General features: G+C 71.8%; 24 protein-coding genes and 1 pseudogene. 14 read left to right on the top strand and 11 right to left on the bottom strand.

The annotated features are described in order from the left end of the window. Window positions 1–11: 11 nt before the first annotated feature. Entirely contained in the window at window positions 12–1,274 is a 1,263-nt protein-coding gene (locus ACF09J_RS24815; protein ID WP_392307626.1) for a sensor histidine kinase, read from the bottom strand. Window positions 1,275–1,447: 173 nt separating this feature from the next. Between ACF09J_RS24815 and ACF09J_RS24810 the strand changes: the two genes are divergently transcribed. The 3 genes and pseudogenes from ACF09J_RS24810 to ACF09J_RS24800 all read left to right on the top strand — a co-directional run bounded on the left by ACF09J_RS24810 (window position 1,448) and on the right by ACF09J_RS24800 (window position 4,910). Next, on the top strand, window positions 1,448–1,687 hold the full coding sequence (locus ACF09J_RS24810; RefSeq protein ID WP_392307625.1) for a hypothetical protein: 240 nt from the start codon (window positions 1,448–1,450) through the stop codon (window positions 1,685–1,687). Beyond that, window positions 1,684–2,429: pseudogene (locus ACF09J_RS24805) on the top strand (ABC transporter ATP-binding protein). Before ACF09J_RS24810 ends, ACF09J_RS24805 begins: the two are co-directional and overlap by 4 nt. Window positions 2,430–2,432: 3 nt before the next feature. Then, window positions 2,433–4,910 carry an FtsX-like permease family protein gene (locus tag ACF09J_RS24800; protein WP_392307624.1) on the top strand — a complete coding sequence of 826 codons (2,478 nt, stop codon included), beginning with the start codon at window positions 2,433–2,435 and terminating at the stop codon, window positions 4,908–4,910. Between the two features lie 112 nt (window positions 4,911–5,022). On the opposite strand, the gene ACF09J_RS24795 is transcribed toward ACF09J_RS24800, so the two are convergent. After that, on the bottom strand, window positions 5,023–6,225 hold the full coding sequence (locus ACF09J_RS24795) for an erythromycin esterase family protein (RefSeq protein WP_392307623.1): 1,203 nt from the start codon (window positions 6,223–6,225) through the stop codon (window positions 5,023–5,025). A gap of 58 nt (window positions 6,226–6,283) precedes the next feature. Here ACF09J_RS24795 and ACF09J_RS24790 point away from each other — a divergent pair, with 58 nt between their 5' ends. After that, on the top strand, window positions 6,284–7,015 hold the full coding sequence (locus tag ACF09J_RS24790; RefSeq protein ID WP_392307622.1) for a TioE family transcriptional regulator: 732 nt from the start codon (window positions 6,284–6,286) through the stop codon (window positions 7,013–7,015). Between the two features lie 55 nt (window positions 7,016–7,070). On the opposite strand, the gene ACF09J_RS24785 is transcribed toward ACF09J_RS24790, so the two are convergent. The 5 genes from ACF09J_RS24785 to ACF09J_RS24765 form a co-directional block, all read right to left on the bottom strand. Then, window positions 7,071–8,051: a zinc-dependent alcohol dehydrogenase family protein gene (locus ACF09J_RS24785; RefSeq protein WP_392307621.1), complete on the bottom strand. Its 981-nt coding sequence runs from the start codon at window positions 8,049–8,051 to the stop codon at window positions 7,071–7,073. Window positions 8,052–8,075: 24 nt separating this feature from the next. Next, window positions 8,076–8,666: a TetR/AcrR family transcriptional regulator gene (locus ACF09J_RS24780; RefSeq protein ID WP_392307620.1), complete on the bottom strand. Its 591-nt coding sequence runs from the start codon at window positions 8,664–8,666 to the stop codon at window positions 8,076–8,078. Window positions 8,667–8,848: 182 nt separating this feature from the next. Beyond that, complete coding sequence (locus ACF09J_RS24775; protein WP_392307619.1) at window positions 8,849–10,054, bottom strand: ferritin-like domain-containing protein; 1,206 nt, start codon at window positions 10,052–10,054, stop codon at window positions 8,849–8,851. Then, the gene (locus ACF09J_RS24770; protein ID WP_392307618.1) at window positions 10,051–10,905 is read right to left on the bottom strand and encodes a phosphate/phosphite/phosphonate ABC transporter substrate-binding protein; all 855 of its coding nucleotides are present in this window, start codon (window positions 10,903–10,905) and stop codon (window positions 10,051–10,053) included. Before ACF09J_RS24770 ends, ACF09J_RS24775 begins: the two co-directional genes overlap by 4 nt. Then, window positions 10,902–12,059 (bottom strand): acyl-CoA dehydrogenase family protein, encoded by a 1,158-nt coding sequence (locus ACF09J_RS24765; protein WP_392307617.1) that lies wholly within the window; start codon window positions 12,057–12,059, stop codon window positions 10,902–10,904. Before ACF09J_RS24765 ends, ACF09J_RS24770 begins: the two co-directional genes overlap by 4 nt. Window positions 12,060–12,371: 312 nt before the next feature. Here ACF09J_RS24765 and ACF09J_RS24760 point away from each other — a divergent pair, with 312 nt between their 5' ends. The 6 genes from ACF09J_RS24760 (at window position 12,372) to ACF09J_RS24735 (ending at window position 17,497) form a co-directional block, all read left to right on the top strand. Then, on the top strand, window positions 12,372–13,244 hold the full coding sequence (locus ACF09J_RS24760) for an ABC transporter substrate-binding protein (protein ID WP_392307616.1): 873 nt from the start codon (window positions 12,372–12,374) through the stop codon (window positions 13,242–13,244). Between the two features lie 2 nt (window positions 13,245–13,246). Then, window positions 13,247–14,353, top strand: coding sequence for an amino acid ABC transporter permease (locus tag ACF09J_RS24755; protein WP_392307615.1), 1,107 nt, complete (start codon window positions 13,247–13,249; stop codon window positions 14,351–14,353). A gap of 3 nt (window positions 14,354–14,356) precedes the next feature. Beyond that, window positions 14,357–15,106 (top strand): amino acid ABC transporter ATP-binding protein, encoded by a 750-nt coding sequence (locus tag ACF09J_RS24750; RefSeq protein ID WP_392307614.1) that lies wholly within the window; start codon window positions 14,357–14,359, stop codon window positions 15,104–15,106. A gap of 24 nt (window positions 15,107–15,130) precedes the next feature. Beyond that, entirely contained in the window at window positions 15,131–15,922 is a 792-nt protein-coding gene (locus ACF09J_RS24745; RefSeq protein ID WP_392307613.1) for an acetoacetate decarboxylase family protein, read from the top strand. 73 nt (window positions 15,923–15,995) lie between these two features. Further along, window positions 15,996–16,685, top strand: coding sequence for a GntR family transcriptional regulator (locus ACF09J_RS24740; RefSeq protein WP_392307612.1), 690 nt, complete (start codon window positions 15,996–15,998; stop codon window positions 16,683–16,685). A gap of 20 nt (window positions 16,686–16,705) precedes the next feature. After that, on the top strand, window positions 16,706–17,497 hold the full coding sequence (locus tag ACF09J_RS24735; RefSeq protein WP_392307611.1) for an SDR family NAD(P)-dependent oxidoreductase: 792 nt from the start codon (window positions 16,706–16,708) through the stop codon (window positions 17,495–17,497). 10 nt (window positions 17,498–17,507) lie between these two features. Here the strand turns inward: ACF09J_RS24735 and ACF09J_RS24730 are convergent, their stop codons facing one another. Further along, entirely contained in the window at window positions 17,508–18,317 is an 810-nt protein-coding gene (locus ACF09J_RS24730) for an SDR family oxidoreductase (RefSeq protein ID WP_392307610.1), read from the bottom strand. A 273-nt stretch (window positions 18,318–18,590) separates the two neighbouring features. Here ACF09J_RS24730 and ACF09J_RS24725 point away from each other — a divergent pair, with 273 nt between their 5' ends. After that, entirely contained in the window at window positions 18,591–19,247 is a 657-nt protein-coding gene (locus tag ACF09J_RS24725) for an HAD family hydrolase (RefSeq protein WP_392307609.1), read from the top strand. A gap of 117 nt (window positions 19,248–19,364) precedes the next feature. Here ACF09J_RS24725 and ACF09J_RS24720 read toward each other — a convergent pair whose 3' ends face one another. After that, the gene (locus tag ACF09J_RS24720; protein ID WP_392307608.1) at window positions 19,365–20,354 is read right to left on the bottom strand and encodes an NAD(P)-dependent alcohol dehydrogenase; all 990 of its coding nucleotides are present in this window, start codon (window positions 20,352–20,354) and stop codon (window positions 19,365–19,367) included. A gap of 198 nt (window positions 20,355–20,552) precedes the next feature. Between ACF09J_RS24720 and ACF09J_RS24715 the strand changes: the two genes are divergently transcribed. From ACF09J_RS24715 to ACF09J_RS24705, 3 genes are read left to right on the top strand one after another with little or no spacing between them, the layout of a single operon-like run. Beyond that, window positions 20,553–21,401, top strand: coding sequence for a transporter substrate-binding domain-containing protein (locus ACF09J_RS24715; protein WP_392307607.1), 849 nt, complete (start codon window positions 20,553–20,555; stop codon window positions 21,399–21,401). After that, window positions 21,398–22,243, top strand: coding sequence for an amino acid ABC transporter permease (locus ACF09J_RS24710; protein ID WP_392307606.1), 846 nt, complete (start codon window positions 21,398–21,400; stop codon window positions 22,241–22,243). The genes ACF09J_RS24715 and ACF09J_RS24710 overlap by 4 nt, the downstream gene beginning before the upstream one ends. Further along, on the top strand, window positions 22,240–23,025 hold the full coding sequence (locus tag ACF09J_RS24705) for an amino acid ABC transporter ATP-binding protein (protein ID WP_392307605.1): 786 nt from the start codon (window positions 22,240–22,242) through the stop codon (window positions 23,023–23,025). Before ACF09J_RS24710 ends, ACF09J_RS24705 begins: the two co-directional genes overlap by 4 nt. 72 nt (window positions 23,026–23,097) lie before the next feature. On the opposite strand, the gene ACF09J_RS24700 is transcribed toward ACF09J_RS24705, so the two are convergent. After that, entirely contained in the window at window positions 23,098–23,571 is a 474-nt protein-coding gene (locus ACF09J_RS24700; RefSeq protein ID WP_392307604.1) for a hypothetical protein, read from the bottom strand. A gap of 45 nt (window positions 23,572–23,616) precedes the next feature. After that, a complete protein-coding gene (locus tag ACF09J_RS24695) occupies window positions 23,617–24,921 on the bottom strand; it encodes a M20 family metallopeptidase (RefSeq protein ID WP_392307603.1) in 1,305 nt (434 codons plus the stop codon). Between the last annotated feature and the right edge of the window lie 244 nt (window positions 24,922–25,165).

The raw sequence follows: 25,165 nt of genomic DNA, 5'->3' as shown, positions 1-25,165 counted from the left end.
GTTCGGGGCGGTCAGGTCCCGGAGGGCAGGTCCACCTGGAGAATGGTCGGGCCGCCCGGCGGGCTGGTCACGCGGAGCGTACCGTCGTGGGCCGCCACACGGCGGCGGATACCGGCCAGGCCGGTCCCGCCCTCCTCGTCCGCGCCGCCCCGGCCGTCGTCCTCGATCCGCACATGCAGCCGGCCGCCGCGCGCGCGGACGGTCACCGCGGCCTGTGCGGCGCCGCTGTGCTTGGCGATGTTCGTCAGCGCCTCGGCCACCACGAAGTACGCGGTCGCCTCCACCGACGCGGCGCACCGTTCGGTCGTGTCCGCGTCGGTCCGGCACGGCACCGCGCACTCGGCGGCGAGACCGGCGAGCGCCCCGGCCAGGCCCCGGTCGGACAGCACCGGCGGCAGGATGGAGCGGGAGACGGCCCGCAGTTCGGCCAGCGCCTGCTCGGCCGCGCTCTGCGCGCGTTCGAGGAGTTCGTCGGCACGCTCCGGATCGCGGGCGGCCATGCGGCGGGCGGCGCCGAGCAGCACGGCGACCGTGACGATCCGGTTCTGCGTGCCGTCGTGCAACGAACGCTCGATGCGCCGCAGTTCAGCGGCGTGGGCGTCCAGAGCGGCGGCGCGGCTGGCCGTCAGCTCGGCCACCCGCAGGGAGAGGTCGGTGTCCGGGCCGGCCGCGAGGAGGCTGCGCCCGGGGCGGGCCTGAAGGCGGGCCATGCCGGGTGTCAGGCCCAGGATCACCGCGATCCAGCCGACTCCCAGCAGGCTCACCGACACGGCGCCGGGCCAGGAGTGCACGGTCCCGAACCCCAGCGACGTACTGGTGGCGCCGGACGGCAACAGCGGCCACACCAGCGGGAACACGCTGTCGCGGAACGCGGCCGGCGGGAGCCACAACCCGAGCAGCCCCAGCAGGAGCCCCAGCGTGGAGTGACGCAGCAGCCAGCGCAGTTCACGCCGGGTGGTCGGGTCGACGAGGGCTGCCCGCAGCCGGACCGGCGGCCGGTCCGGGGCATGCACCTCCATCCCCCAACGGGCCAGCCGCTTCCGTTCCCGGTCGGCCAGAGCGTGCGACGCGCGCAGCACTACGGGCGCCGGCAGCAGGCCCACGCCCACCGGCGCGGTCACGAGGCAGACCGCCGCCAGCACCAGTACCGCCGACGCCGGCACGGACGTACGGAGACCGGAGACGAGTTGCCGGAGCGCGGCCGTGGAGGCTCTCAGGGCCCGTACCAGGACGTCCCCAAGGCTGTCGGCGGCGTCCTGCGGGGTGGTCGTCATACTCGCTCCGCTCCTGTGCGCAGCCGACCCTACGGCTCACACGGCTGCGGCGTGAAGTACAGCAGGCTGTACTTCCCCTTGGGCGGGCTGCGGGATCGGCCCGGGGGGTGCGTGATCCATAGCGTGACCGGTGCAGGCCGCCAAGGAACCGCGCCCGTCGAAGGAGCCCCGCGATGACGACCACCGACCCCTACGGACTCGCCGATACCCGGCACCAAGATCCCGCACGGCCCGCCGTCAGCCGTGCCGCCGTGGCCCGTGTCCTGCTCTGGGTGCTGCTGGTGGTCAGCGTGGCCGTCAACACGGTGGTCTCCCTCGCCGGCGCCGGCGTCGGCCTCCACCTGGCCTGCGGCGCGGTCGCCGGACTCTGCGCGGCCGTCCTCGTCGTACAGCGTCTGCGGAGCCGTCGATGAACCACGCCACGACCGCCGTACGCGCCCCCGCCATCGCCCTGGAGCGACTGAGCAAGACCTACCCGGGCGGGGTGCGGGCCCTGAGCGAAGTGTCACTGACCGTCGAGTCCGGAACCTTCCTCGCCGTGATGGGCCCCTCCGGATCGGGCAAGAGCACCCTGATGCACTGCGCGGCCGGCCTGGACACGCCGACCTCGGGCAGCGTCCGCATCGACGGCCGGGAGATCGCCGGCCTGAACGAGTCCCGCCGCACCGAACTGCGGCGCGAACGCGTCGGGTTCGTGTTCCAGGCGTACAACCTGATCTCCCCTCGCTCAGCATCGAGGACAACATCACGCTGCCGCTGCGCCTGGCCGGCCGCACACCGGACCGGGACTGGGTGACTTCCCTCGTCGCACGCGTCGGTCTGACCGGCCGGCTGCGCCACCGCCCCGCCGAACTCTCCGGCGGCCAGCAGCAACGAGCCGCCCTCGTCAGGGCATTGGCGGCCAAGCCCGCCGTCGTGTTCGCCGACGAACCCACCGGCGCCCTCGACCTGCGCAGCGCCCACGAAGTCCTCGCCCTGCTCAGGGACATGGTCGACGAACTGGGTCAGACGGTGGTCATGGTCACCCACGACCCGGCCGCCGCGGCCCGCGCGCACCACGCGCTGGTGATGGCCGACGGCCGGGTGGTCGAAGCCCTCGACTCCCCCACCGCGCCCGAACTCGCCGACCGGCTCATCGCGTTGGGGGAACGCTAGACCATGTTCCCGCTCGCTGTACGGATGGCCGCCCACCGGATCACCGCCCTGCTCGCCGTGGTGTGCGCGGTACTCGGCGGGGCCGCCCTGATCACCGTCACCGGAGTGCTCGCCGAGTCGGGACTGCGCTCACAGCTGCCGCCCGGCCGGCTCGGCGGCGGGGACATCGTGGTCGCCGCCGACCAGGAACACCACGTGGACGCCGCCCCGCCCCTGGCGCTGCCCGAACGCGCCCGCGTCCCGGCCGCCCTCACCGGCCGGCTGGCCACCGTGCCCGGAGTGACGGCCGTGATCGGCGACATCGGCTTCCCCGCCGCGCTGGTCGACACCCGGGGCCGGGTCGTGCCGACCGGGGACGACCCTGCGGCGGCCGGACACGGCTGGTCCTCGGCACAGCTCCTCACCCGTCCCCGGTTCACCGGCCGGGCCCCCGCCGCGGCGGACGAGGTCGCCGTGTCCGCCTCGGCCGGCCCGCACGCCGGCGACCGGGTACGGGTCGTCGCCGCCGGCCGCCCCGCCGCGGACTACCGGGTCACTGCCGTGGTCGACGCGCCGGGCGCGGGCATCTACTTCACGGATACGACCGCCGCGCGGCTGACCGGACGCACCGGCGAGAGCACGGTGGACCTGATCGGGCTGCGTACCGAGCCCGGCGCCACGGACCGGGCCGCCGACGCGGTCCGCGACCGGCTGACCGGGACCGGCCTGAAGGTCCTCACCGGGGCGGCGATCGGTCAGAGCGTGGCACCAGGCGCGGGCGCGGCCCGCTCGCTGCTGGTGCTGCTGGCCGGCTCACTGGACGGGATCGTGCTGCTGATCACGGGGTTCGTCACGGCAGGCGCGCTGGGAGTGTCCATCGCCGGGCAGCGCCGTGACCTGGCACTGATGCGGGCGGTCGGGGCGACACCGAGGCAGATCCGCCGGCTGGCCGCCGCGCAGTCCTCGGCCGTGGCCGTGGTGGGCGCGGTCCCCGGGGTGGTGGCCGGCTACCTGCTGGCGGGCCGGTTCCGCGAACTGCTGGCCGACCGGGGCGTACTGCCGCCCGAACTCCCGCTCACGGTCAGCCCGTTGCCCGCTCTGGCCACCGCCGTCCTGCTGGCCGCGGTCGTACAGCTGTCAGCCCGGGCCGCGGCCTGGCGCACCTCGCGGATGCCGGCCACGGAGGCGGTCGCCGAGTCCCGCAGCGAGCTGCGCAGGCCGTCGGCCGGGCGCACCCTCACCGGAGTCGTGCTGATCGCCGGCGCGTGCGCGCTGTCCGTCACTCCGCTGCTGTCACGGACCCTGCTCGGCGCCTCGGCCACCTCCATTGCCGGCATCATCGCCGCGACCGGCCTCGCCCTTTGTGCACCGGCGCTGTTGCGGCATGCGGGCGAGGCGGCGGTACGGCGGCTGCGGCCCCACGCCGCCGCCCCGACCTGGCTGGCGGTGGCCAACGTACGGGCCTACGCGCTGCGGGTCGCCGGCGTGATCAGTCCGTTGGCCATGGCGGTCGTCTTCGTCCTGACGTACGCCCTCGCGCAGACCACGGTGCTCGCCGCGACCGTGCAGGACACCCGCACCGGCACCCTCGCCGCCTACCGCGTGACCGCGCCCGCCCTCGGCGGACTGCCGGCGGACACGCAGAAGGCCGTACGGGAGGTGCCGGGCGTGCGGGCCGCCGTGCCCGTCGGCACGACCACCGTGGTGTGGCCGTACCGGCAGTTCGGCGAGACCGAAACCGACTCCGTGCCCGCGCTGATCGCCGCACCCGGGATGGCGGGCGTCCTCGACGTCGGGGTGCGCGAGGGCGGTCTGGACCGGCTCACCGGGGCCACGATCGCCGTCAGCAGCGAAGCCGCGGCATCACGTGGTGCCGGACTCGGGCGCCGCATCGCGTTGTTCCTCGGCGACGGCGCGAAGGTCCAGGCGCGGGTCGTCGCCGTCTACGACCGGGGGCTCGGCTTCGGCCCCCTGGTCCTCTCCCGCGACCTGGCCGCCGGGCACACCACCTCCCCCCTCACCCCGAGCCTGCTGGTACGGACCGACGGGAGGGCCACGGCCGGGGACCGGCTGGCCGCGCTGACCGCCGCGCGCCCCGGCCTGGTCCTGGAACGGGCGGCCGACGCCTCCGGCCGCGAGCAGGACACCCCGCCAGAAGTGTGGATCAACCTCGCGACCATCGTCGTACTCCTGGGCTACCTGCTGCTGAGCATCGCCAACAAGCTGGTCGCCGCGACGGCCCAGCGACGGACCGAGATCGCCGCCCTCCGCCTGGTCGGCACGACCCCGCGCCAGGTCCGCGCGATGATGCGCCGCGAGGCGGCCGTGATCGCCACCGCGGCGCTCGCCGCGGGTCTGCTGCTCTCCGCCCTTCCCCTGGCCCTGCTGGGCCAGGGCTTCCTCGGCCGCCCCTGGCCGGCGGGCCCCGTCTGGCTCCTTCCGGCCCTCGCGGCCACGGTGGTGGCCACGGCCTTCCTGACCATCGAGCTGCCGACCCGTTAGGCCCTGCGCACGGCACCGGCGGACGCCATCCGGGCGACGTAGCCGAGCGGGCCGAGAGGCGATGGCGACTGACCCGAGAGGCCGTTCAAGATCGGAGCCGAAGCCGGAGGTGCTATGTCCGTGGGACGTCCTTGACGAACACCAGCCCGTCGGTGTCCGCCAGTTGGGCCGGGTCGAGCGGAGCGTACCCGAACCAGGGGGACACCCGGGGCGAGGGCAGGGTGTCGCCGAGGGCGGTGGCCAGCCGCCGGGTGTCGATGACGCGGCGGTCCTCCGGGAGCGCGTAGAGGAGTCCTTCCACGGTGTCCGGGGGCGGCGTGTCCACACCCTGGTGCCGGATGGTGCCGAGGGCCGTGGCCACGAAGGCGTACTCCTCGCCGAGTTGGGCGCTCACCAGCGCACCGGCGCTCCACCACTCCACCGGCCCCTGCCACATGCGCATCGTGCTCTTCTGCCGCTGGAGGTGGGAGTTGTGGGCGTGGACGAGTGCCGGGCCCCGGGCGGCGACGGCGAGGAGGTTGTGGGCCATCATCACGTCCCGCAGCGCGCACAGCCGTGTCATGCGGGCCGGTGAGGTGTCGGCCATCCCGTAGTGGTAGCGCAGCAGACCGGTGGCGGTGCGCCCGTACAAGCGTGCCCGGCCGAAGTCGTCCTGCGAGGTCGCCGCGAGCAGGTGGGGTGTCTGCGCGTCGAGCAGCGCCACCAGATCGTCGGCGAGCAGCCGCAGTTGCCCGGCCTCGGCCGACCGCCCCACGGACTGGGCCGGGTCCATCATCGCGGCGGGATCGGTCCACTGCTCGTCGGCGCCGAGCAGGCGGTCGAGTGTTGCCCCGGTGCAGGGGAGCAGGTCGGCGTCCACCCGGGCCGAGAGGTAGCCGTGGAGTGCGGTGAGGGCCGGCCGGGGGCTCGCGGCGCCGGTGATCTCCAGCGGGCCGTCGAAGCCGGCGAAGCGGAGCCGCTCGGACGCGGGCCGGCCGTCGTTGTGGGCGCGCATCCAGCGCACCAGCTCGCGGTTGGCCGCGAAGGCGCCCCAGCCGTGGCTGAAGCCATGCTCCATGACGTCGTCGAGGGTGCCCGTTCCGGAGGTGACGTAGTCGTCCACGACCAGGCCCTTCAGGCAGTCGCTCTCGATCGCGATCGTCCGGTAACCCTCCTGCTCGACGAGTTCCTGGAAGAGCTCGTTGCGCAGGGCGAGCGGAGCGTCCTCGCCATGGGTGGGCTCGCCCAGGGCGAGCAGCCGCGGCCGCGCCGGGAGCAGTCTCATGACGGCCGCCGCTTCGACGGCATGGGCGGTGTCCTTGATGTCGGTAGCCATGCCTTCAACGCTATCGTTGAAGGCTCGATTGAAACTTTTCGGCGATATCGTCGGCTCCATGGGGAGAAACTCTCAAAGCGGTGAGCGGCTCAGGCCGGTTGATCTGGCGCGCGGGCACGGGCTGTCCACGCAGGCGATCAGGAACTACGAGGAAGCCGGCATCCTCCCGGCCGCCGATCGCACACCCCACGGCTACCGCACCTACACCCCGCTGCACGCGGCGGCCCTGCGCGCGTTCCTCGCCCTGGTGCCCGGCCACGGCCACCCGGCGGCGACGTCGATCATGCGCGCGGTGAACGAGGGCGCGGCCGACGAGGCGTTCCGCCTCATCGACGAAGGCCACGCCCAGCTCCTCGACGACCGGCGGACCCTCCAGGCCGTGGAGGGTGCCCTCCGTGACCTGGAGCCCACGGCGGCGTCCGGGCCGGACGCGGTGTCCGGGCCCCGTGGCACGTTCATCGGACCGCTGGCCCGCAGGCTCGGCATCCGGCCCGCGACCCTGCGCACATGGGAACGCGCCGGGCTCGTACGCCCACGCCGTGACCCGCGGACCGGCTACCGCGTCTACGACGAGGCCGACGTACGGGATGTCCGGCTGGCCCACCAACTCAGACGCGGCGGCTACCTGCTGGAGCAGATCGCCCCGCTGATCGCCCAGGTGCGGGCGGCCGGCGGGCTGGAGCCGCTGCAGGCCGCACTGGGCGACTGGCGCGGCCGGCTGTCCGCCCGCGGACGGGCGATGCTGACCGGGGCCGCCGAACTGGAGGCGTACCTCCGCGAGCGCGGATGAGCGACGCCTGGGGCGTTTCCGCCGGGAACGGCGCCGGCCGGGTCCGCCGCGGTGGTCACCTCTGCGGTTCGATGAGGAGCTTCCCCGCGGGTACCGTCGCCGGGCTCTTGAGGTGGCCGGTGAGTTCGCCGAGCCCGATGCGTTTCCCGACGGCCGTGCGCAGGCGTCCGCGGCGCAGGCTCTCGAAGACCGGTACGAACAGGTCGGACAGGTGCTGCCCGCCGTCCTTGTGGACGGTGTCGCGCAGGCGGAAGAACTCCACGCGTACGTCCCCGCGGCCGGTGAGGCACTCCGCCGAGAGCGGCGTTCCCGACAGCAGGCCGTAGTGGACGAACACGCCGCCGCCGGCCGTCAGTGTGAACGCCTCCTCGCCCACGCCTCCCCCGACGCAGTCGAAGGTCACATCGACGCCTCGGGGGCCGGTCACCGACCTCAGCTGTTCGCGCCACCCGGGCTCGTTCGTCCGGATCACGGCCCGCCACCGGGACGGCTCGGCCACGGTCCGGCCCGGCGTTCCCCGCACGACCCCGACGGGTGCCACACCACGATCGGTCAGGAGTTCCGCCAGGTGTCGGGCGATGGCCGATGTCGCCGCCGTGACCACCACGTTCCGCACGCCCGGCGGGCAGAACCGCTCGACCATCGTCACGGCCGTCAAGGGGTTGACGTAGGCGAAGCAGGCGACGTCGTCGGGAAGGTCGTCCGGCACAGGAACACACCAGGAGTGGTCGAGCCGCTTGTACTGCTGCCAGGCACCGGCAGACCCCAGCGGCAGGACACGCCGGCCCACCGCCCCGGCAGGCACCCCCGGGCCGGCAGCGTCGATCACACCGACGCCCTCGAATCCCGGGACCATGGGGAACGAGGTCCGCGACCCGTAGGCACCCGAGACGGTGACCTCGTCCGACGGGTTGACGGTCGACGCGACCATGCGCACCACGACCTCACCCGGGCCAGGAGCCGCGGGCCCGTCCACGTCGCGCACGGTCAGCACCTCGGCGAGCGGTCCGGGCGCGTCGGCGACGGCAGCCAGCATCGACAGCCTCCCTCGTCGGCGTGGTCAGTTGGGTCGGCGCAGCCCGGCGACGAGCAGCGCGACCAGTCGGCGCGCGTCGTAGCGGGGGTCGCTGTCGGCGCCTATGCAGAGGTTTCCGATGCCACGCATGAGCTGGTAGGCGTCGAGGCCGGAGCGGATCTCACCGGAGGCGGCGGCAGCGTCGAGGAGCTGGGTGCACACCGGCAGGAGGCGGTCGAGGAAGTAGGCGTGCAGCGTCTCGAAGCCGGCGTTGTCGGTCTGCAGTGCGGCCGCGAGGCCGTGCTTGGTGACCAGGAAGTCGACGAAGAGGTCGGCCCATCGTTCCAGGGCCGCGTGAGGGGTCGGGCTGGTCGTCAGCAGGGTCGGCCCGGCTTCGGCGCAGGCGTCAACCTGGTGCCGGTAGACGGCGATGACGAGGTCCGCCCTGGTGGGGAAGTGACGGTAGATCGTGCCCAGGCCGACGCCGGCCTTGGCTGCGATGTCGCGTACGGGGGCTTCCACGCCCGAGGTGACGAAGACCGCGGCGGCCGCGTCGAGCAGGGTCTGCTGGTTGCGCCGGGCGTCCTTGCGCTTGGGTCCGGCTGCGTCTTTCGCGCTCTGGCCGCTGTCGTTCACCGCGGTGGTCCTTCCGTGAACCCGCAAAGCGGAACATGCTTCGTATCACTGGTGGAACAAAGTTCCGCTTCACTCATGATGGCAGACCGCTGGACCGGCGACCACGCCGACCGTCGCCATCACGCTCCACCCGCGGAAGACACGTGCGGCGACCGTCGCGCGGGCCACGGCGCCGGAGCGTCTCACATGAAGTTGCGGGTGTGCAGTGCGGACAGGGCGGCCGCCTCCCCGTCGGAGAAGCCCAGGCGGGACAGGCGGTGGCGGCGCCCCTCGTCCATGTCGGTCCGCAGCCGTTGCACCGCCTGCCAGCCGCGTGCGACGTCCTGCGGCTCGAAGGAGCCGGCAGCCAGCAGTACCAGGGAGTCGAAGACGTCCCGGTTGAGTCCCGCCGTCCCGACCAGCGCGTCGTGCCGCCGCTCCACCGCGGCCCGCAACCGGTCATGCAGCAGCGGGTCGACAGTGGCCCGGTGCTCCAGGTGCCCGACCCCGAACGCCACGTGCCGGGCCTCGTCCTGACGGACCAGACGGCTGACGCGGCGGGTGACCGGGTCGGGGGCGTACCGCTCCAGGAACGCCAGGAGGCTCAGGAAGCTGCCTTCCCCGAGCACAGAGAGAAGGAAGGACACGATGGAGAAGTCCGGCTCGGACAGCAGGGTCGCGAGCGACGCCCTGCCGCCCACTGAGGAGGTGCCCATCGCGCCGCCCCGCAGCAGCGCCCGCCGGGTGAAGACCTCCACGTGCCGGGCCTCGTCGGCGGCCTGGACCGCGAGCAGTTGGAGCACCTCACGGAAGTGGGGATGGACCTGGACCAGCAGCCGCCCCGGCACCACCAGGGCGGCCTGCTCGTTCTCCACGAGGTACGTCATCACCTGGACGACGGCGGCCTCGATCTCGTCGGGCAGGGTGAAGTCGGCGTCCCACTCGACCGCTTCGACCGGGTCCCACTGCGAGGCGGCCGCCTGGCGGTACAGGCGCGGCGCGAGGTCCGCCCACGCGATGTCCCGGTCGACCACCGTGAAGGGGACCTCGGGGCCGCCCGCCTCCACCAGCGCCCCGCGTGCCGCGAGGCCCCAGTGCAGGGGCGCCCGCTCGGCGATCTGCGCGGCGGACGGGCCGCCGGCGCGTTCCGCGGCGTGGAGGCGGGCGCCCGCGGCGGGCCCCGCCCGCAGGCGCGCCACCACCGGCGCCTCCCGTGGCCCGGCGGTTTCCAGCTCGTGTCCTTCACGGCGGCACCAGACGGACAGGTGCGGCAGCAGCGCCGGGTCCGTGCCGAGGACCTCGACCCGGCTGCCGGGGGGCGCCTGCCGCAGGGCGCGGTCGAGCAGCAGGTGCGCGCCCTGCTCGAAGCCGAGCGCCCCGAGGTCGACCGCGGCCGTGCCGGGTGTCACGGCCGGTAGCCGTCCGCGGTGATCCGGCCGTCCGCGTCGTAGAAGCCCGTGGCGTCGACGGCCTCGGTCAGCGGGCCGAAGCCGGTCTCCCGCCCGGGCATCCACCGGGTGAGCCCCTCCAGGTCCAGGAGCCGGCGGACCTCGGGGTCGTCGTAGGACATGGCCAGCAGCAACGCCGCGAACCGGTCCCCGAGTTCCGTGTCGAGGGACGGTCCCGCCGCCAGGACGCAGTGGTCGTAGGGCGGGGTGCGGGACAGCAGCCGGGTGCCGCCGGGCGGGAGGGTGCCCTCCTGCCCGAACAGCAGGTGGTTGGCGTCGATCATGCAGGCGGCCTCCGCCCGGCCCGCCATCAGGGCGCGTGCCGCGTCCCGTTCACCGCCGATGTGGTCGCCGTGCAGGCCTACTCCGGTGTCGTGGCGGCGCAGTTCGAAGTCGGCGCCCGCGAGCAGGCCGAGATCGGCCAGGTGTTGGAGCGGGATCAGGGTCGCCTGGGGCGAGTCGACCGCGCCGACGGCGACGGTCCTGCCCTTGAGGTCGGCCGGCGAGCGGAGCGCGCTGTCGGAGCGGACGACGACCACGGAGGTCAGGTCGCGGTCGGTGTCCCGCATGACGAGCGGTCGCACCGCCGCCCCCGCCGCGGCGGCCAGCCGGCGGGTGCGCAGCCAGGCCAGCGGGGAGTGCCAGGCGGCGTCGATCCGCCCGTCGACCAGGTCGCGAGCCTGCCGTTCGTAGTGGGAGTAGAGCACGAAGTCGAAGGGCAGGTCCTGCGCGCGCAGCCAGGACCGGAATCCGGACCAGATGGTCACGACCTTGGGGTCGTAGGCGACGGCGCCGAGCACCAGTTCTCTCATCGGGCCTCGTCGAAGATCGGCAGGCCCAGTTCCGCGCGGCCGCAGAAGTCGTGCAGGGCTTCGGTGGTCGGTGCCATCACACGGGCCGCGAGCGCGTCGCGGAAGCGTCGTTCGAGGCCCGTCTCACGGCGGAAGGCGGAGCCGCCGCACAGCCGCATCGCGCCGTCCGCGACCGCGGCGGCGGTCTCGGCGGCGAGTGCCTTGATCTGCAGGACCCGCAGCGTCGCCTCCGGGCGTCCGCTCTGCATCGCGGTGAGCGTCTCCCCCACCATCGCGCGCAGCGCGTCGGCACGCAGCCGCAGTTGGGCGAACTCGTGGCGCGTCAGCGGCTGTTGGGCGAGTGTCCGGTCCAGGTGCTCCAGTCGCGTGTCGCGAAGGTGTGCGGCGGTGAGGCCGAGCAGGGTCTCGGTGACACCGAGCGAGAAGGCGGCGCTGAGTACCAGGAAGCAGGGCAGCACCACGTCGAGAGCCGTGGTCAGCCCTTCCCCGTCGGTGCCCAGCAGCGCGGTCCGGGGAACGCAGACCGCTTTCGCGGACATGGGGCTGGAGGCATTGCCGCGCAGCCCGAACCCGTCGTACTCGCCGCGCACTTCGAGCCCGGCGCTGCCGCCGGGCACCAGCCACAGCGACATCGCGCCGTCCGCCTGTACCGGCTTGCTCGACCAGACGTAGCTGTCGGCCTGGCCGGCCGAGGTGACCCATGACTTCTGCGCGTCCAGGCACACCGCGTCGGCCCCGTCGGGTGTGGCGGTGCCCACCGGGGCCCAGAAGTGGCTGCGGGAGCCCCGCTCGGAGAATGCCAGGGTGCTCAGATGACGGCCGGCGGCGATGTCGCGCCGTACGTCGTCGGGAGCGTACCGGTCGAGGACGCTCATGGCCGAGTAGTGCATGAGCAGCACCATGGCCGTCGACCCGCAGGCGCCCGCGAGCCGCTCGATCACCTGGGCGCCCTCGCGCAGTCCCGCGCCCGCGCCGCCGCTGTCGCGCGACAGGAGCAGGCCGAGCATGCCTGCCTCGCCCAGTGCCCGGATCCCCTCGTTGGGGAAACGGCCGGCTCGGTCCACGTCGTCGGCGAGCGGTCCGACGATCTCTCGGACGACGGCCTCGAACTCGTCGGTCCAGGGGTACGGGGATCCTGCCCTGCTTGCCTGCATAGAGACGCACCTTGATACGAGTAGTCATAAATGCCCTGTGTTGTCGTGAAGTCAAGCACTCCGTCCGGTGCGACGAGGGGAGCACGCGCCGCCGCCGCGAGAAAGAGCTGAGGCGCGTCCCGGGCCACCACTGGCGCGACCGAAGCGCCCGCTCATGGCAAAAAGTCGTTCGGCGGGTCTGGTCAAGCGGGCCGGGGGTTCGGTAGCGTCACGCCCACATCACTGACATGTCAGTGAAATTCCACTGACGTCGGGGGCTTGGCGTCGATCGCTCCGATGTCGCCGGAAACGGCCCCACGAGACGAGGTTCTAGTGAAGAAGTCGCTTTGGCGCGGCAGCGCCGCCGCGGTGGCCGCGGGGCTGTTCGCCCTCACCGGCTGCTCAAGCACACAGGGTTCGGGGAACGCACAGGGGGGACACCCCTTCGGCGACTGCGCGATCACCAAGAATCCGACGATCCACAAGATGGACACCCGCGAAAGCGGTGCCCTGACCGTGGCCGCGTCGCTTCCCTATCCGGCCGGCTACCGCGGGAACACGCTCGACTCCGTCGACGGCGGCTACATGTACTGCCTGGACGCGGAGATCGCCAACCGGGCCGGGCTCAAGAAGATCAAGCTCGTCAACGCATCCTTCGAAGCGCTGGTGACCGCCAAGACGTCCAACTTCGATTTCGCCCTCTGGGACATCTACGACACCCCCGAGCGGCGCCGCGCGGTGGACTTCTCCACCCCGTACAACACCTATGAGACGGGCGTCCTGGTCAAGAAGGGCTCCGCTCTCACCAAGTCATCGATCAGGAACGCGACGGTCGGCGTGCTCGCCGGATCGGTCCAGCTGAACTATGTGAACAGCACCCTGAAGCCCAAGCAAGTGCGGGTGTTCAACTCCAACGACGACCTCTTCAACGCGGTACTGGCGGGCCAGATCGACGCGGCGCTGAACGACACCGCCACCGTCATGCCGAGGGCCGCGAACTCGGGCGGCAAGCTCGAAGTGATCGGCAAGTACCCGGTCGGCGGCAATGTGGCCGCTCTCTTCTCCAAGGGCTCGCCCAACGTGAAGGCCGTGGACCAGATCCTCGCCGACATGAAGAAGGACGGCACCCTCGACGCGATCATGAAGAAGTGGCTCAACCCGATCCTCGGCGGCGATCCCCACCGGCTGCCCGACTGGAGCGCCTGACCATGGCCACCAGAGCACCCGGCACAAAGGCCGGGGCCGCCGGATCGCAGACCGCCGCCACGGAGCCCACGCCCGCCGCCCCGCTGGCCACCTCCGGATATCTGGGCGCCGCCGCGGTCCTCGCCCTGCTGGCGACCGTGCTGTGCTACCAGTTCACGGGCACCGCGGTCACCCACTCCCAGCCGCTGCACCTGCTACTCGGTGCCGTACTCCCGGTGCTGGTGCTGGGCGGACCCTTCCTGCTCGCCTACGGCCGCAGCAAGCAGTCAGAGCAGGAGTGGCGGGAGGGGAGGTACGCCGAAGCGCGGGTTGCCGCCTCCCGGTCGCGGGACGCATCAGTCTCCTCGCTCGGGCTGACCGGGTTCGTCGCCGTCGCCGCCCTGGCGGGGCTGCTGGTCTTCACCAACGACGGCGCCGTACAGAAGACCTTCTTCAACGTCTCCTACATGACCAAGAGCCTCGGCGACATCTTCGGGGCGCTGGTCATCAACATCGAGATCGCCGTCGGAGCCCAGCTCCTCGCCATGCTCTTCGGACTGCTGCTGGCCGTCGGGCGGCTGCTTCCAGGAAAGGGGTTCTGGCCGGTCCGGGCGCTGTCCATCGCCTACATCGACGTCTTCCGCGGCATCCCCTCGGTCGTCCTGATCTACCTGGTCTGCTTCGGACTGCCGCTCACCGACGTGCCGGTGCTCAGCAAGGGCGACCCGATCGTCTACGCGATCGTCGCGCTGGCCCTGACCTACAGCGCGTACAACGCCGAGCTGTACCGGGCCGGCATCGAGTCCATCAACAAGGGACAGACCTCCGCGGCGCTCTCCATGGGGCTCTCCCAGCCCGACGTCTACCGGTTCGTGATCCTGCCGCAGATGGCCAGGAACATCGCCGCGCCGATGCTGAGCCAGTTCATCGGCCTGCAGAAGGACACCGCGCTGGTGATCGTCGTCGGGATCATCGACGCGTTCAGCCAGGCCAAGATCTACTCGGCGAACGACTTCAACCTCTCCGCGGTGACCGCGGTGTGCTTCGTCTTCGTCCTCATCACCATCCCGCAGACCCGCTTCGTGGACTACCTGCTGGCGCGCTCCGGCACGAAGCTGAAGAGAGTCTGAGCCATGACAGAACCCTTTGTCCTGCTGGACCGGATCACCAAGAGATACGGCGACCACACCGTGCTCGACGAGGTGGACCTCGCCGTCAACAGGCACGACGTGGTCACGCTCATCGGGGCCTCGGGCTCCGGCAAGTCCACCCTGCTGCGCTGCGTCAACGGCCTGGAACCGATCCAGGGCGGACGCATCTCGCTCGCCGGGGACGTCATCTCGGGCGAGGGGGTGGACCTCGTCAGGCTGCGCCGCCGGGTGGGCATCGTCTTCCAGAGCTACAACCTCTTCCCGCACATGACGGTCCTGCGCAACTGCACCCTCACCCCCGTCAGGGCCGGCATCGCCTGCAAGGAGCAGGCGGAGGCCGACGCCCGGGTGATGCTGGAGCGGGTCGGACTCCGGGAGAAGGCCGACGCCTACCCCGACCAGCTCTCGGGCGGCCAGCAGCAGCGGGTGGCCATCGCCCGCGCCATGCTGATGCGTCCCGAGGTCCTGCTGCTGGACGAGATCACCTCCGCGCTCGACCCGGAGCTGGTGATCGAGGTGCTGAACCTCGTCCGCGAACTGGCCGGTGACGGCATCACCATGATGATGACCACCCACGAGATGTCCTTCGCCCGGGAGATCTCCTCCAAGATCTGCTTCCTGCACCAGGGATCGATCCTGGAGGAGGGGAGCCCGGAGCAGATCTTCGACCGGCCCGCCACCCCGGAGTTGAAGACGTTCCTCCGCCGGATCCACGAAGCCGGCCGGGACTGACCCCTTTTCCCATTGGAGTTGACGATGAAGCAGAACTACGACGTCCGGGACTTCTTCACCTACCTCGGGTACCCCAGCGGCGATCAGCCCTACTGGTCGGAGAACCTGCGCAGCCTCTCGGTGTACTGCAGGGGCGACGCCGACAATCTCCGGGAGCTGCTGGAGCCGACCCCCTTCGAACTGGCCGACGACCGCTTCGTGGTGCAGATCGCGGACTTCGCCAACGCGACTCCGGGCGCCTTCTACGACTCCGGAGTCGTCATTCCGGTCCGCTACCGGGACCACGTCGGGGTGAACTACTACTTCGAGTACGAGGACCAGCCCTGGAGCGTGGCCTTCGGCCGTGAGGTGTGGGGATACCCCAAGCAGTACGGGGAGATCCAACTCACCGACTCCGCGAGCCGGGTGGCCGGAACCGTGCGGCGCGCGGGCGAGCAGATCTTCGGCATCTCGATGGTGCCCCAGGACGGATACTCCAACGAGGCGTGGGCCGACATGTCGCTCTACCCGCACCTCCAGGTGCACGCCCTTCCGGAGGCCAACGGCCCGGGCTTCAAGACCTTCGAGGTCGTCTCCCGCGACACCTCCAAGGACTTCGTCCTGCGGCGCAAGTGCTTCGGCCCGGCCGAGGTCGAGCTGGGATCCGCACTCGGCGTCAACGGTGTGCAGCTCAAGGTCGTCGAGGTGCTCGGCGGCGAGTTCTCCGTCGGCGACTACGCCTGCACGGTGGAGCACGGCATCTCGGAAGTGATCGACGACCTGCTGGCGGACCACCGGGAAGCGCGACCGCAGCGGACCTCCACCGCCGCCGAATAGCCTTTCCGAGACATCCATTCGGTGGCCCCGCCGGGCGGCCCGGCGGCGCCACCCACAGAGAGGGTTGGACACCTTGCGTCCTGCGTACGTTCCTGGCAAGCACGCGGCCAAAGCCGAGGCCGGCGCACCGAACCTGCTCAGCGAGTCGGCCCACGCGGCCCTGCGTTCACGGCTGGTGAGGTGCGAGATCATGCCCGGCGAGCGGCTCAGCGAAGCGGAACTGCGCAGCAGCCTCGGGCTCGGCGCCTCGCCGGTACGGGAGGCGATCCGGCGACTGGAGTTCGAGCAGCTCGTCGTGATCTTCCCGCGCAGCGGCACGTTCGCCACCGAGATCGCGCTGAAGGACTCCCGCTCCGTCATGGAGCTGAGACTGCAACTCGAGGGCCTGGCCGCCGCGCTGGCCTGCGCCCGCGGCTCCAAGGCGGAGAAGGACGACCTGATCGCCCTCGCCGAGCGGCAGTTCGGCACCACGGACCTCCAGGAGTGCATCGACCTCGACGCGGCGTTCCACCGCTGCCTCTACCGGATGTCGCGGAACGACTACCTGATCACCACCGCCGAGATCCACTTCAACCTCGCACTGCGCCAGTGGTACTTCTGCTCCAAGGTGGTGCAGACCCCCGACTGGACCGGTGTCGACCACCGCCCGCTCGCCGCGGCCATCGCCGAGGGCGACGCCGCCACCGCCGACGCGCACATCCGCGAGCACGTCCTGCACGACTCCCAGCAGGTCGTCACCATCCTCACCGACTACGGACTCTAGGCTCCAGGAAGGACCCGCCCATGCGGGGCACTGACGCCACCGTGCACTCCCTCTTCTCCCTCACCGGCCGGACGGCCCTGGTCACCGGCGCGGCCGGCGGCCTGGGCCTGGCACAGGCCCTGGCGCTCGGCCGGGCGGGAGCCCGGGTGGTCGCCTCGGACGTGAGCCACGAGGGCGCCAATACGGCCTGCGACCGCTTGCGAGAACACGGCGTGGACTGCATCCCCCTGGCTCTCGACGTCACCTCCACGGAGAGCATCGACGCCGCCTTCGACACCCTGGAGGCGGGCGGCGACAGCCTCGACGTCCTCGTCAACAACGCGGGCGTCTCACTGCGCAACAGCGCGCTGGAGGCCACCCCGGAAGAGTTCGACACCACCTTCTCGGTCAACCTCCGCGGCACCTACTTCACCGCGCAGCGCGCCGCCCGGGCCATGCGCCGGCGGGGCCACGGAAGCGTCATCAACCTCTCCTCCATCGGCGGCCTGGTGGTCGACGGCGAACGCTCCTCGGTGTACGACGCCTCCAAGGCGGCCGTCGTCCACGTCACCAGGAACATGGCGTACGAGTGGGGCCCGCACGGCATCCGCGTCAACTCCATCGCCCCCGGCTACATGCGCACCGGCATGACCTCCGACCTGCTCCCCACTCCCGAAGTGGAAGAGCGGATCGTGCGCGACCACATCCCGCTCGGCAGGGTCGGCGAGCCGGACGACCTCAGCGGCGCAGTCGTCTTCCTGGCCTCCCGGGCGTCGTCCTACATCACCGGCCACACCCTGACGGTCGACGGCGGCTGGACGGCGGCGCTTTGACGCTGCCTTCTCAGGGGCGCCTCCAGTCGTCGCTTCGCAGGTGTGAGCCGGCCATCGGGCCCATGCGCAGCATGCCGCCGTCCACGCTCCAGGACGCGCCCGTGACGTAGCAGGCGTCGGGGCCCGCGAGGAAGGCGATCACGGCGGCGACCTCGCGGGCGTCCCCGGGCCGCCCGAGCGGCACTCCGGGGCGCCGCCGGGTGTGCACGTCGATGTCCTCCTGGCCGGTCATGGGCGTGGCGATCTCGCCGGGCGCGACCGCGTTGACGGTGATGCCGTGCTCGGCGAGTTCCAGGGCCATGACCTGGGTCAGCAGGCCGAGGCCTGCCTTGGCCGCGCAGTACGGTCCGGCGCCGACACGCGGCTGGTGCTCGTGCACGGAGGTCACGTTGACGATCCGGCCGCCGTGGCCCTGCCCGATCATCCGGCGCGCCGCCTTCTGACCGCACAGGAACGGCCCGACCAGGTCCACGTCCAGCACACGTCGCATGTCGTCCAGTGCGAGGTCGACGAAGGGGGTGGCCGTGCCGGTGCCGGCGTTGTTGACCAGCACGTCGAGCCCGCCGAGCTCGTCGCACAGCTCGTCCAGTACGTCCGCGTCGGCGGGCAGGCGGGTCAGGTCCATCCGGGCGACCGCCGCTCGGCGGCCCGCGCCGCGGACCTCCTCGGCGGTCTCCCTGGCGCCCTTGTCGTCACTGTGCCAGGTGATGCCGATGTCCATGCCCTCCTTCGCCAGGCGTACGGCGGTGGCCCGGCCGATACCGGAGTCGGCACCGGTGATCACGGCGACCTTCGGGACAGGTGCGGCGGGAGCGGACATGGCCGGCCTCCTGGGGGACGGATCGGCTCGGACGACGCACCGCAGTACCCGGCCGCGATCCGGGCAAACCGGCAGGGCGGCTGGACGGGCTGCCATACGGGCACACGGGATCCACGTGATCGTGATGCGGTCCCGATGGCGCCGGGGAACCCTTGAAGGGGTGGAGGTGGCCATGAACCCCATGAACCGGGCACCCGCCACCGTCCGGCGTGACGGGCGTCCGACGTGGTACCCGTGCAATCCGTACGACTCTCGCGCGAGAAGGGACCCCGGATGGACCGTGCCGCCGTCTTCGACGTCGACGGAACGCTCGTCGACACCAACCACCTCCACGTCACCACCTGGTGGGAGGCCTTCCGGCAGGCGGGGCACCGGGTGCCCATGCACGCCATCCATCGGTCCGTGGGGCTCGGCTCCACCGATCTGATCGCCCACCTGCTCGGCGAGGACCGCGACAAGGAGCAGGACGCCCGGCTCAGCGCCGCCCACACCGCCCTGTACGCCCAGTACTTCGACAGGCTGCCGGCCCTTCGGGACGCCGGACGGCTGCTCCGGGAACTGCACCGGAACGACTGGACGGTGGTCCTCGCCACCTCGGCGAGCGGCCCGGAACTGAACGCGCTGCGCCGCGCCATCGACGCGGACGAGGCCATCACCGCCACGGCCAGCTCCGACGACGTCGAAGAAGGCAAGCCCGCCCCCGAGCCGGTCGAGCACGCCCTCGAACTGGCCGGGGTCCCCACCGAGCGGGCCGTGTTCGTGGGCGACACCGTCTGGGACATGCGGGCCGGCAGCCGGGCCGGGGTGCGCTGCGTCGCCGTCCTGTGCGGCGGCATCCCGCGAGCCGACCTGGAACAGGCCGGCGCGGCCGCGGTCTACGACGACCCCGCACACCTACTGGCCCACCTCCCGGACAGCCCCTTGGCCTGAACACCCAGCAGGCGCGCGACGCAGTCTTACTCCATCCCGAGCGGGCAGAGCCGGACCGCCGGAGCAGCCCCATCGGCGGGCCACTGCTCTGGCCGAGCAGGACCGGCAGCCCCTACGTCAGCGCACAGTCAGTACGGTCTTGCCGCGGGAGTGGCCCTTCTCCACATGGCGCATGGCCTCGGCCGTGTCGGCCAGGGAGTAGGTCCGGCCGACCACGGGGGTGACGTGGCCGGCCTCGATGAGAGCGGTCACGGCGAGCAGGTCGTCGTGGGCCGGGCCGCCCGGGGTCGCCGGGACGATCGGGCGCAGGCTGTGCCGGGTGACCGCGTTGACCGCGGCCAGTCTCAGCATGGAGCCGATCGCCCCGAACACCCGGCCGGGTGAGCCGCCGCCGTTGGCCACCAGGACTCCGGCCGGGGTGAGCGCCCGACGCAGTCGGCCCGGCGGAAGGTTGCCCACGTTGTCCAGGATCACGTCGTAGCGGGCGCGTCCGTCGGTGAAGTCCTCGCGGGCGTAGTCGATGACGTGCGCGGCGCCGAGGGAGCGGACCAGTTCGGCGCTGCCGGCGCTGCACACCCCGGTGACCTCGGCGTCCAGGCCGGCCGCAATCTGTACGGCGAAGGTGCCCACGCCGCCGCCGGCCCCGTTGACCAGCACCCGCTGCCCGGCCCGGACCCGGCCCACGGTCCGGATGCCGCGCAGTGCGGTCACCGCCCCCATCGGCACGGCCGCGGCCTGCTCGAAGGACAGACGCTCGGGCTTGGGCACCACCAACTCCGCGTCAGCGCAGGCGTATTCGGCGAACGCCCCCGCGCAGAAGCCCAGTACCGCGGTGCCGGGCCGGAGCCCTCCTGCGCCGGCGCCGACGGCCTCCACCACTCCGGCGGCGTCGATGCCCGCCACCCGGCACTTCGGACGGCTCAGTCCCACGCCGCCCATCAGCCGCGCCGCGTAGGGGTCGCCGCGCATCATGTGCCAGTCGTAGGGGTTGAGCGCGGCGGCGTGCACACGAACCAGCACCTGGCCGGCCCCGGCCCGGGGCCGGTCGACTTCCCGCAGCCGCAGGATGTCCGGCGGCCCGAACCGCTCCTGGAGCACTGCCTTCATCGCCCCGCCCCCATCTCCTCCGGGCCCGTCACGACCGGCACATGTCCGCGGCGCGGGGTGAGGGCAAGGTAGGCGTGGGTAGTACAGCCGTCAATGGCGCTGTCCGGTACGGCCGTTCCCGGGGCGGTCAGTTTGTTTGAGCAGGTCAAAGATCTACTTATAATCTGCATGCGCACGTCCCCCACAGAGAGGTCCCCCGTGAACACGCTCCTCGGACGACGGGTCCGCATCCTGGCCGCCATCACCGCGACGGCCGGGGCGGTGCTCGTGGCAGGCTGCACGTCGAGCGGCAGCGGCGGCACGGGCAAGTCGGCCGACGGCGAGGTCGGCCTCGTCAAGTCGGGCCGGCTCACGACCTGCACGCATCTGCCGTACCCGCCCTTCCAGTCGGAGATCGACGGCAAGGTCCAGGGCTTCGACGTCTCCCTGATCGACCTGGTCGCCAAGGACCTCGGCGTGAAGCAGCAGATCCTCGACACGCCCTTCGAGAACTTCAAGACCGGCGCGTTCCTCAACGCCGGCGAGTGCGATCTGGCCGCCGCGGGCATGACCATCACCGACGAGCGCAAGAAGAACGTCGACTTCTCCGACCCGTACTTCGACGCCACGCAGGCCGTCCTGGTCGACAAGAAGAGCGGCGTCACGTCCCTGGACGACGTGAAGGCCAAGGGCAGGAAGCTCGGTGCACAGGCGCAGACCACCGGGGAGGACTATGTGCGGGGGAAGGGCTTCGATCCCGTCTCCTTCGAGTCCTCCGACGCCGTCCTCAACGGCTTGCGCACCGGGCAGGTCCAGGCGGTCGTCATCGACTACCCGGTGGTCCAGGGCTGGCTCAAGAACAAGGCCGACGCCGACGCCTTCAAGGTGGTCGGCAATCTCGACACCGGTGAGCAGTACGGCTTCACGGTGAAGAAGGGCAACTCCGAACTCCTCGCCGCAATCAACAAGTCGATCAAGGACGCGAAGGCCGACGGCACCTACCGGAAGCTGTACGAGCAGTGGATCGGCCCGTACACCCCGTCCGCCGCCTCGCCGTCCGCCTCATGAGCGGCACCACCGGCACCGTCGATGCCGAAGTCCGGCCGCGCAGAAGGCGCCTGACCCGGAGCCGGCGGCGCGCGCTCTCGCGCGGCGTCCAGTACGCCGTTTTCGTCGCCGCCGTGATCGTCTTCGCGGCCACGGCCGACTGGGGCCGGCTGCGGAACCAGTTCGCGCAGGCGGACATCGCACGGCGGATGTTCCCGGACGTCATCACCCTGGCGCTGAAGAACACCGTGCTGTTCACCCTGACCGGCTTCGTCGTCGGCCTGGTCCTCGGCATGGTCATCGCCCTGATGCGGCTGTCGTCCGTCGGCCCCTACCGCTGGCTCGCCGGGATCTACATCGAGATCTTCCGCGGTCTGCCCGCCCTGCTGATCTTCATCTTCGTCGGTGTGGCCGTACCGCTGGCCTTCCCCGGCACGGAGATCATCGGGGGAACGTACGGCAAGGTGGCCCTCGCGCTCGGACTGGTCTCGGCCGCGTACATGGCGGAGACGATCCGCGCGGGCATCCAGGCCGTGCCCAAGGGACAGATGGAGGCGGCCCGTTCACTGGGCTTCTCGCCGGCCCGGGCCATGATCTCCATCATCGTTCCGCAGGCGTTCCGGATCATCCTCCCGCCGCTCACCAACGAACTGGTGCTGCTCTTCAAGGACTCCTCGCTGGTGCTGTTCCTCGGCGTCACGCTGGAGGAGCGTGAACTGTCCAAGTTCGGCCGGGATCTGGCCAGCCAGACCGCCAACTCCACGCCGATCCTGGTCGCGGGCCTGTGCTATCTGCTGGTCACGATCCCGCTCGGATTCGTGGTGCGCCGCATGGAGGCCAAGGCCCAGGGAGCCGTCAAGTGAGCACCGTCCCCGAGATACTCGTCCGCGGCCTGCACAAGTCCTTCGGGGACAACGAGGTGCTGCGCGGCATCGACCTGGAGATCGGCCAGGGCGAGGTGGTCTGTGTCATCGGCCCCTCCGGCTCCGGCAAGTCGACCCTGCTGCGCTGTGTGAACCTCCTGGAGGAGCCCACCGAAGGGCAGGTCTTCGTCGGCGGCACCGAAGTGACCGACCCCGATGTGGACATCGACGCCGTACGCCGCCGTATCGGCATGGTGTTCCAGCAGTTCAACCTCTTCCCGCACCTCACGGTGACCCAGAACCTCACGCTGCCCCAGCGCCGGGTCCTCGGTCGGGGCAAGGCGCGGGCGGCGGAGATCGCCGCCGAGAACCTGGAGCGGGTGGGCCTGTCCGAGAAGGCCGGCGCCTATCCCTCCTCCCTCTCCGGCGGTCAGCAGCAGCGCGTCGCCATCGCCCGCGCGCTCGCCATGGACCCCGAGGTGATGCTCTTCGACGAGCCGACCTCCGCGCTCGACCCCGAGCTGGTGGGCGACGTCCTCGCCGTAATGCGCATGCTCGCCGACGAGGGCATGACGATGATGGTCGTCACCCATGAGATGAGCTTCGCGCGGGAGGTCGCCGACCGGGTCGTCTTCATGGACGGCGGGGTGATCGTCGAGGACGGCACACCGGCCCGGGTCATCGGAAACCCCGCTCACGAACGCACCCGGCACTTCCTGTCCCGGCTCCTGGACCCGGCGAAGGCTCAGGTCGAGGAGGAGAAGGCGGGCCGGAGCGGGTAACACCGCGGGTGTTCGGCGGCCGGATCTCGTACGACCGGCCGCCGACGCCCGTGACGCCCGTACCGTCGAGCGTCACTGCTCCTCGAGGGACGCCTGCCGGGCAAGGAAGTCCTCGAACGCCGCCTTCTGCTTCGGATCCATGAAGCCCTGGCGGACATCGCGGGCCTTCTCCTGGAGCCAGTACGCCTCTTCGGGGTCCAGCAGCTCGGCGACCACCACGCCATCGCGGGCAACCGCCGTGCGCCCTCCTGCGCGGCGGCGAAACAGCGTGAACGGGCCGAATTCCGCCGGGTGGGCCAGTTCCGGCTCCTCCGCCACAGCCAGGTCCTCGTCCCCGGCGTCGCGCGTCGGACAGGCGGTGGGGGCCCAGTGCTCCCAGAGCGCCAGCGTGGCCGCGGGCACCAGCACCGCGCGCTCCGCCAGGTCACGCCCCTGCCACTTGAACGTGACATTGACGGGCTCGCCGACCGTCTCGGCCAACCCGAGCACCCTCTCCACCTCATCGTTGATCGGGTGATCCACCACTACGTCGATCCGAATGCCCATGGCGCCCGAGGCTACCGGCCGCTTCCGACACGCCGGCCCCGGGAGTCAGTCGCCCCGGGCCCCGAATCCGCCTGCCAGGCCCCGCCTTTCCTGGGCGCGCTCCGCGATCCAGCCCGCCATCGCCCGTACGCCGACGCCGATGGCCCGCTCGTCCGGGGAGAAGTCGGGATAGTGCGGGTAGCTCGTCGTGATGGTTGCCCCGGGAGCGCGGACGCCGAGGAAGGTGTAAGTACCGGGGATCCGGTCCAGGTAGAGGGCGAAGTCCTCGCCGCTGAAGGGCGGGAAGGCGGCACGCAGCACGGTGACCGTGTCACGGCCGGCGGTGCGGCGCAGGTGTCGGGCGAGCTGGTCGGCGTCGTGCTCCGGGCAGACCATGGCCGGGAACGGCTCGGCGGGGAAGCGCGTCGCGGCCCCCGCGTACCGCGCGCTCGCCCGGCGGATGTCCTCGCGGACCTCCACGTACCGCTCCGGCGGCCAGCAGCGGTAGGACACGCCCACCGTCGCCTCCTGGGCCGTGGCCCGGACGGCTACGAACCGGGCCAGCGGACCGTTGGGCGTCCCGGCGTCGGCGATGATGCGCTCCAGATCAGCCGGGCTCTGCGGCAGCGCCACCGTCGCGAGGGCGCCGATGTCTTCGGCCAGGCGTCGCGCGGCTTCGAGCGCGTCCGGTCCGGAGAGGGTCACCTCCGCCTTGTCCTGGCCCGGCATCCCGTAGCCCGGAGTGACAGCGAACCGGCCGACCGGGAACGGCCCGCAGTGCAGCGCATGGATCTCCTCGATGCCCATGCGCTCCAGCACGCCCGCGTCGATCAGCGCACGGGCGCCGGACAGGGTCTCCTCGGCGGGCTGGAAGAGGAAGACCACCGTTCCGCTCAACTGCCGCCGCAGCCGCGCCAGAACCCGGGCGACGCCGACACCCACCGCGGTGTGGAGGTCGTGGCCGCAGACGTGGGCCGGCGCGGGACCCGTCCCGACGATGTCCGTGGGCGGAACCGCGTCCATGTCGGCCCGGTAGGCGACGGTCCGGCCCGGGCGCGTGCCCCGCAGGACACCGATGACACCGTGGCCTCCCACCCCGGTGGTGACGGTCAGCCCCGCCGCCCGCAGTTTCCGGGCCACCACAGCGGCCGTGCGCTGCTCCCGCCCCGGTGCTTCGGGGTGCCGATGGATGTCCCGCCGCAACTCGATCAGGGCGCGCTCCAGTCGCGCCGCCTCGGCGGTCACCGCCGCCTGGCTCACCGGCCCTGCCCACCCACCGGCCACGGCATTCCCCGCGCCTGCGAACACCGTTCCCGCACCGGCCGCCGCCGCGCCGGCCAGAAGCGTACGGCGCGCGAGAGCGCGTTCCATGGGACTGCTCACTGTTTCCCCCTTCGGTTCACGTGGTCTTCCGGGACACACGATCGCCGCACACCGGTCCGCTGCCCATCCGGGCAGCCACCCTGCGGGAGTGGGGGTAACCACACCAGCCGTTCACGCTCGTTACTCAGCTCGGCTTGAGTATGTGTGCTCATGTCCGGCACGTCCTCGCGCGGCGAGTATCGGTGCAGCGGCGCAGTCGTGTGGCGCCGGTCCGATCCAGTGTTGAGACGGT

It is taken from the genome of Streptomyces sp. NPDC014889 (assembly GCF_043081205.1).
Classification (GTDB): Bacteria; Actinomycetota; Actinomycetes; order Streptomycetales; family Streptomycetaceae; genus Streptomyces.
Note: the sequence above shows the minus strand (reverse complement) of the source record. Positions and strands in the feature narration are given on the sequence as shown.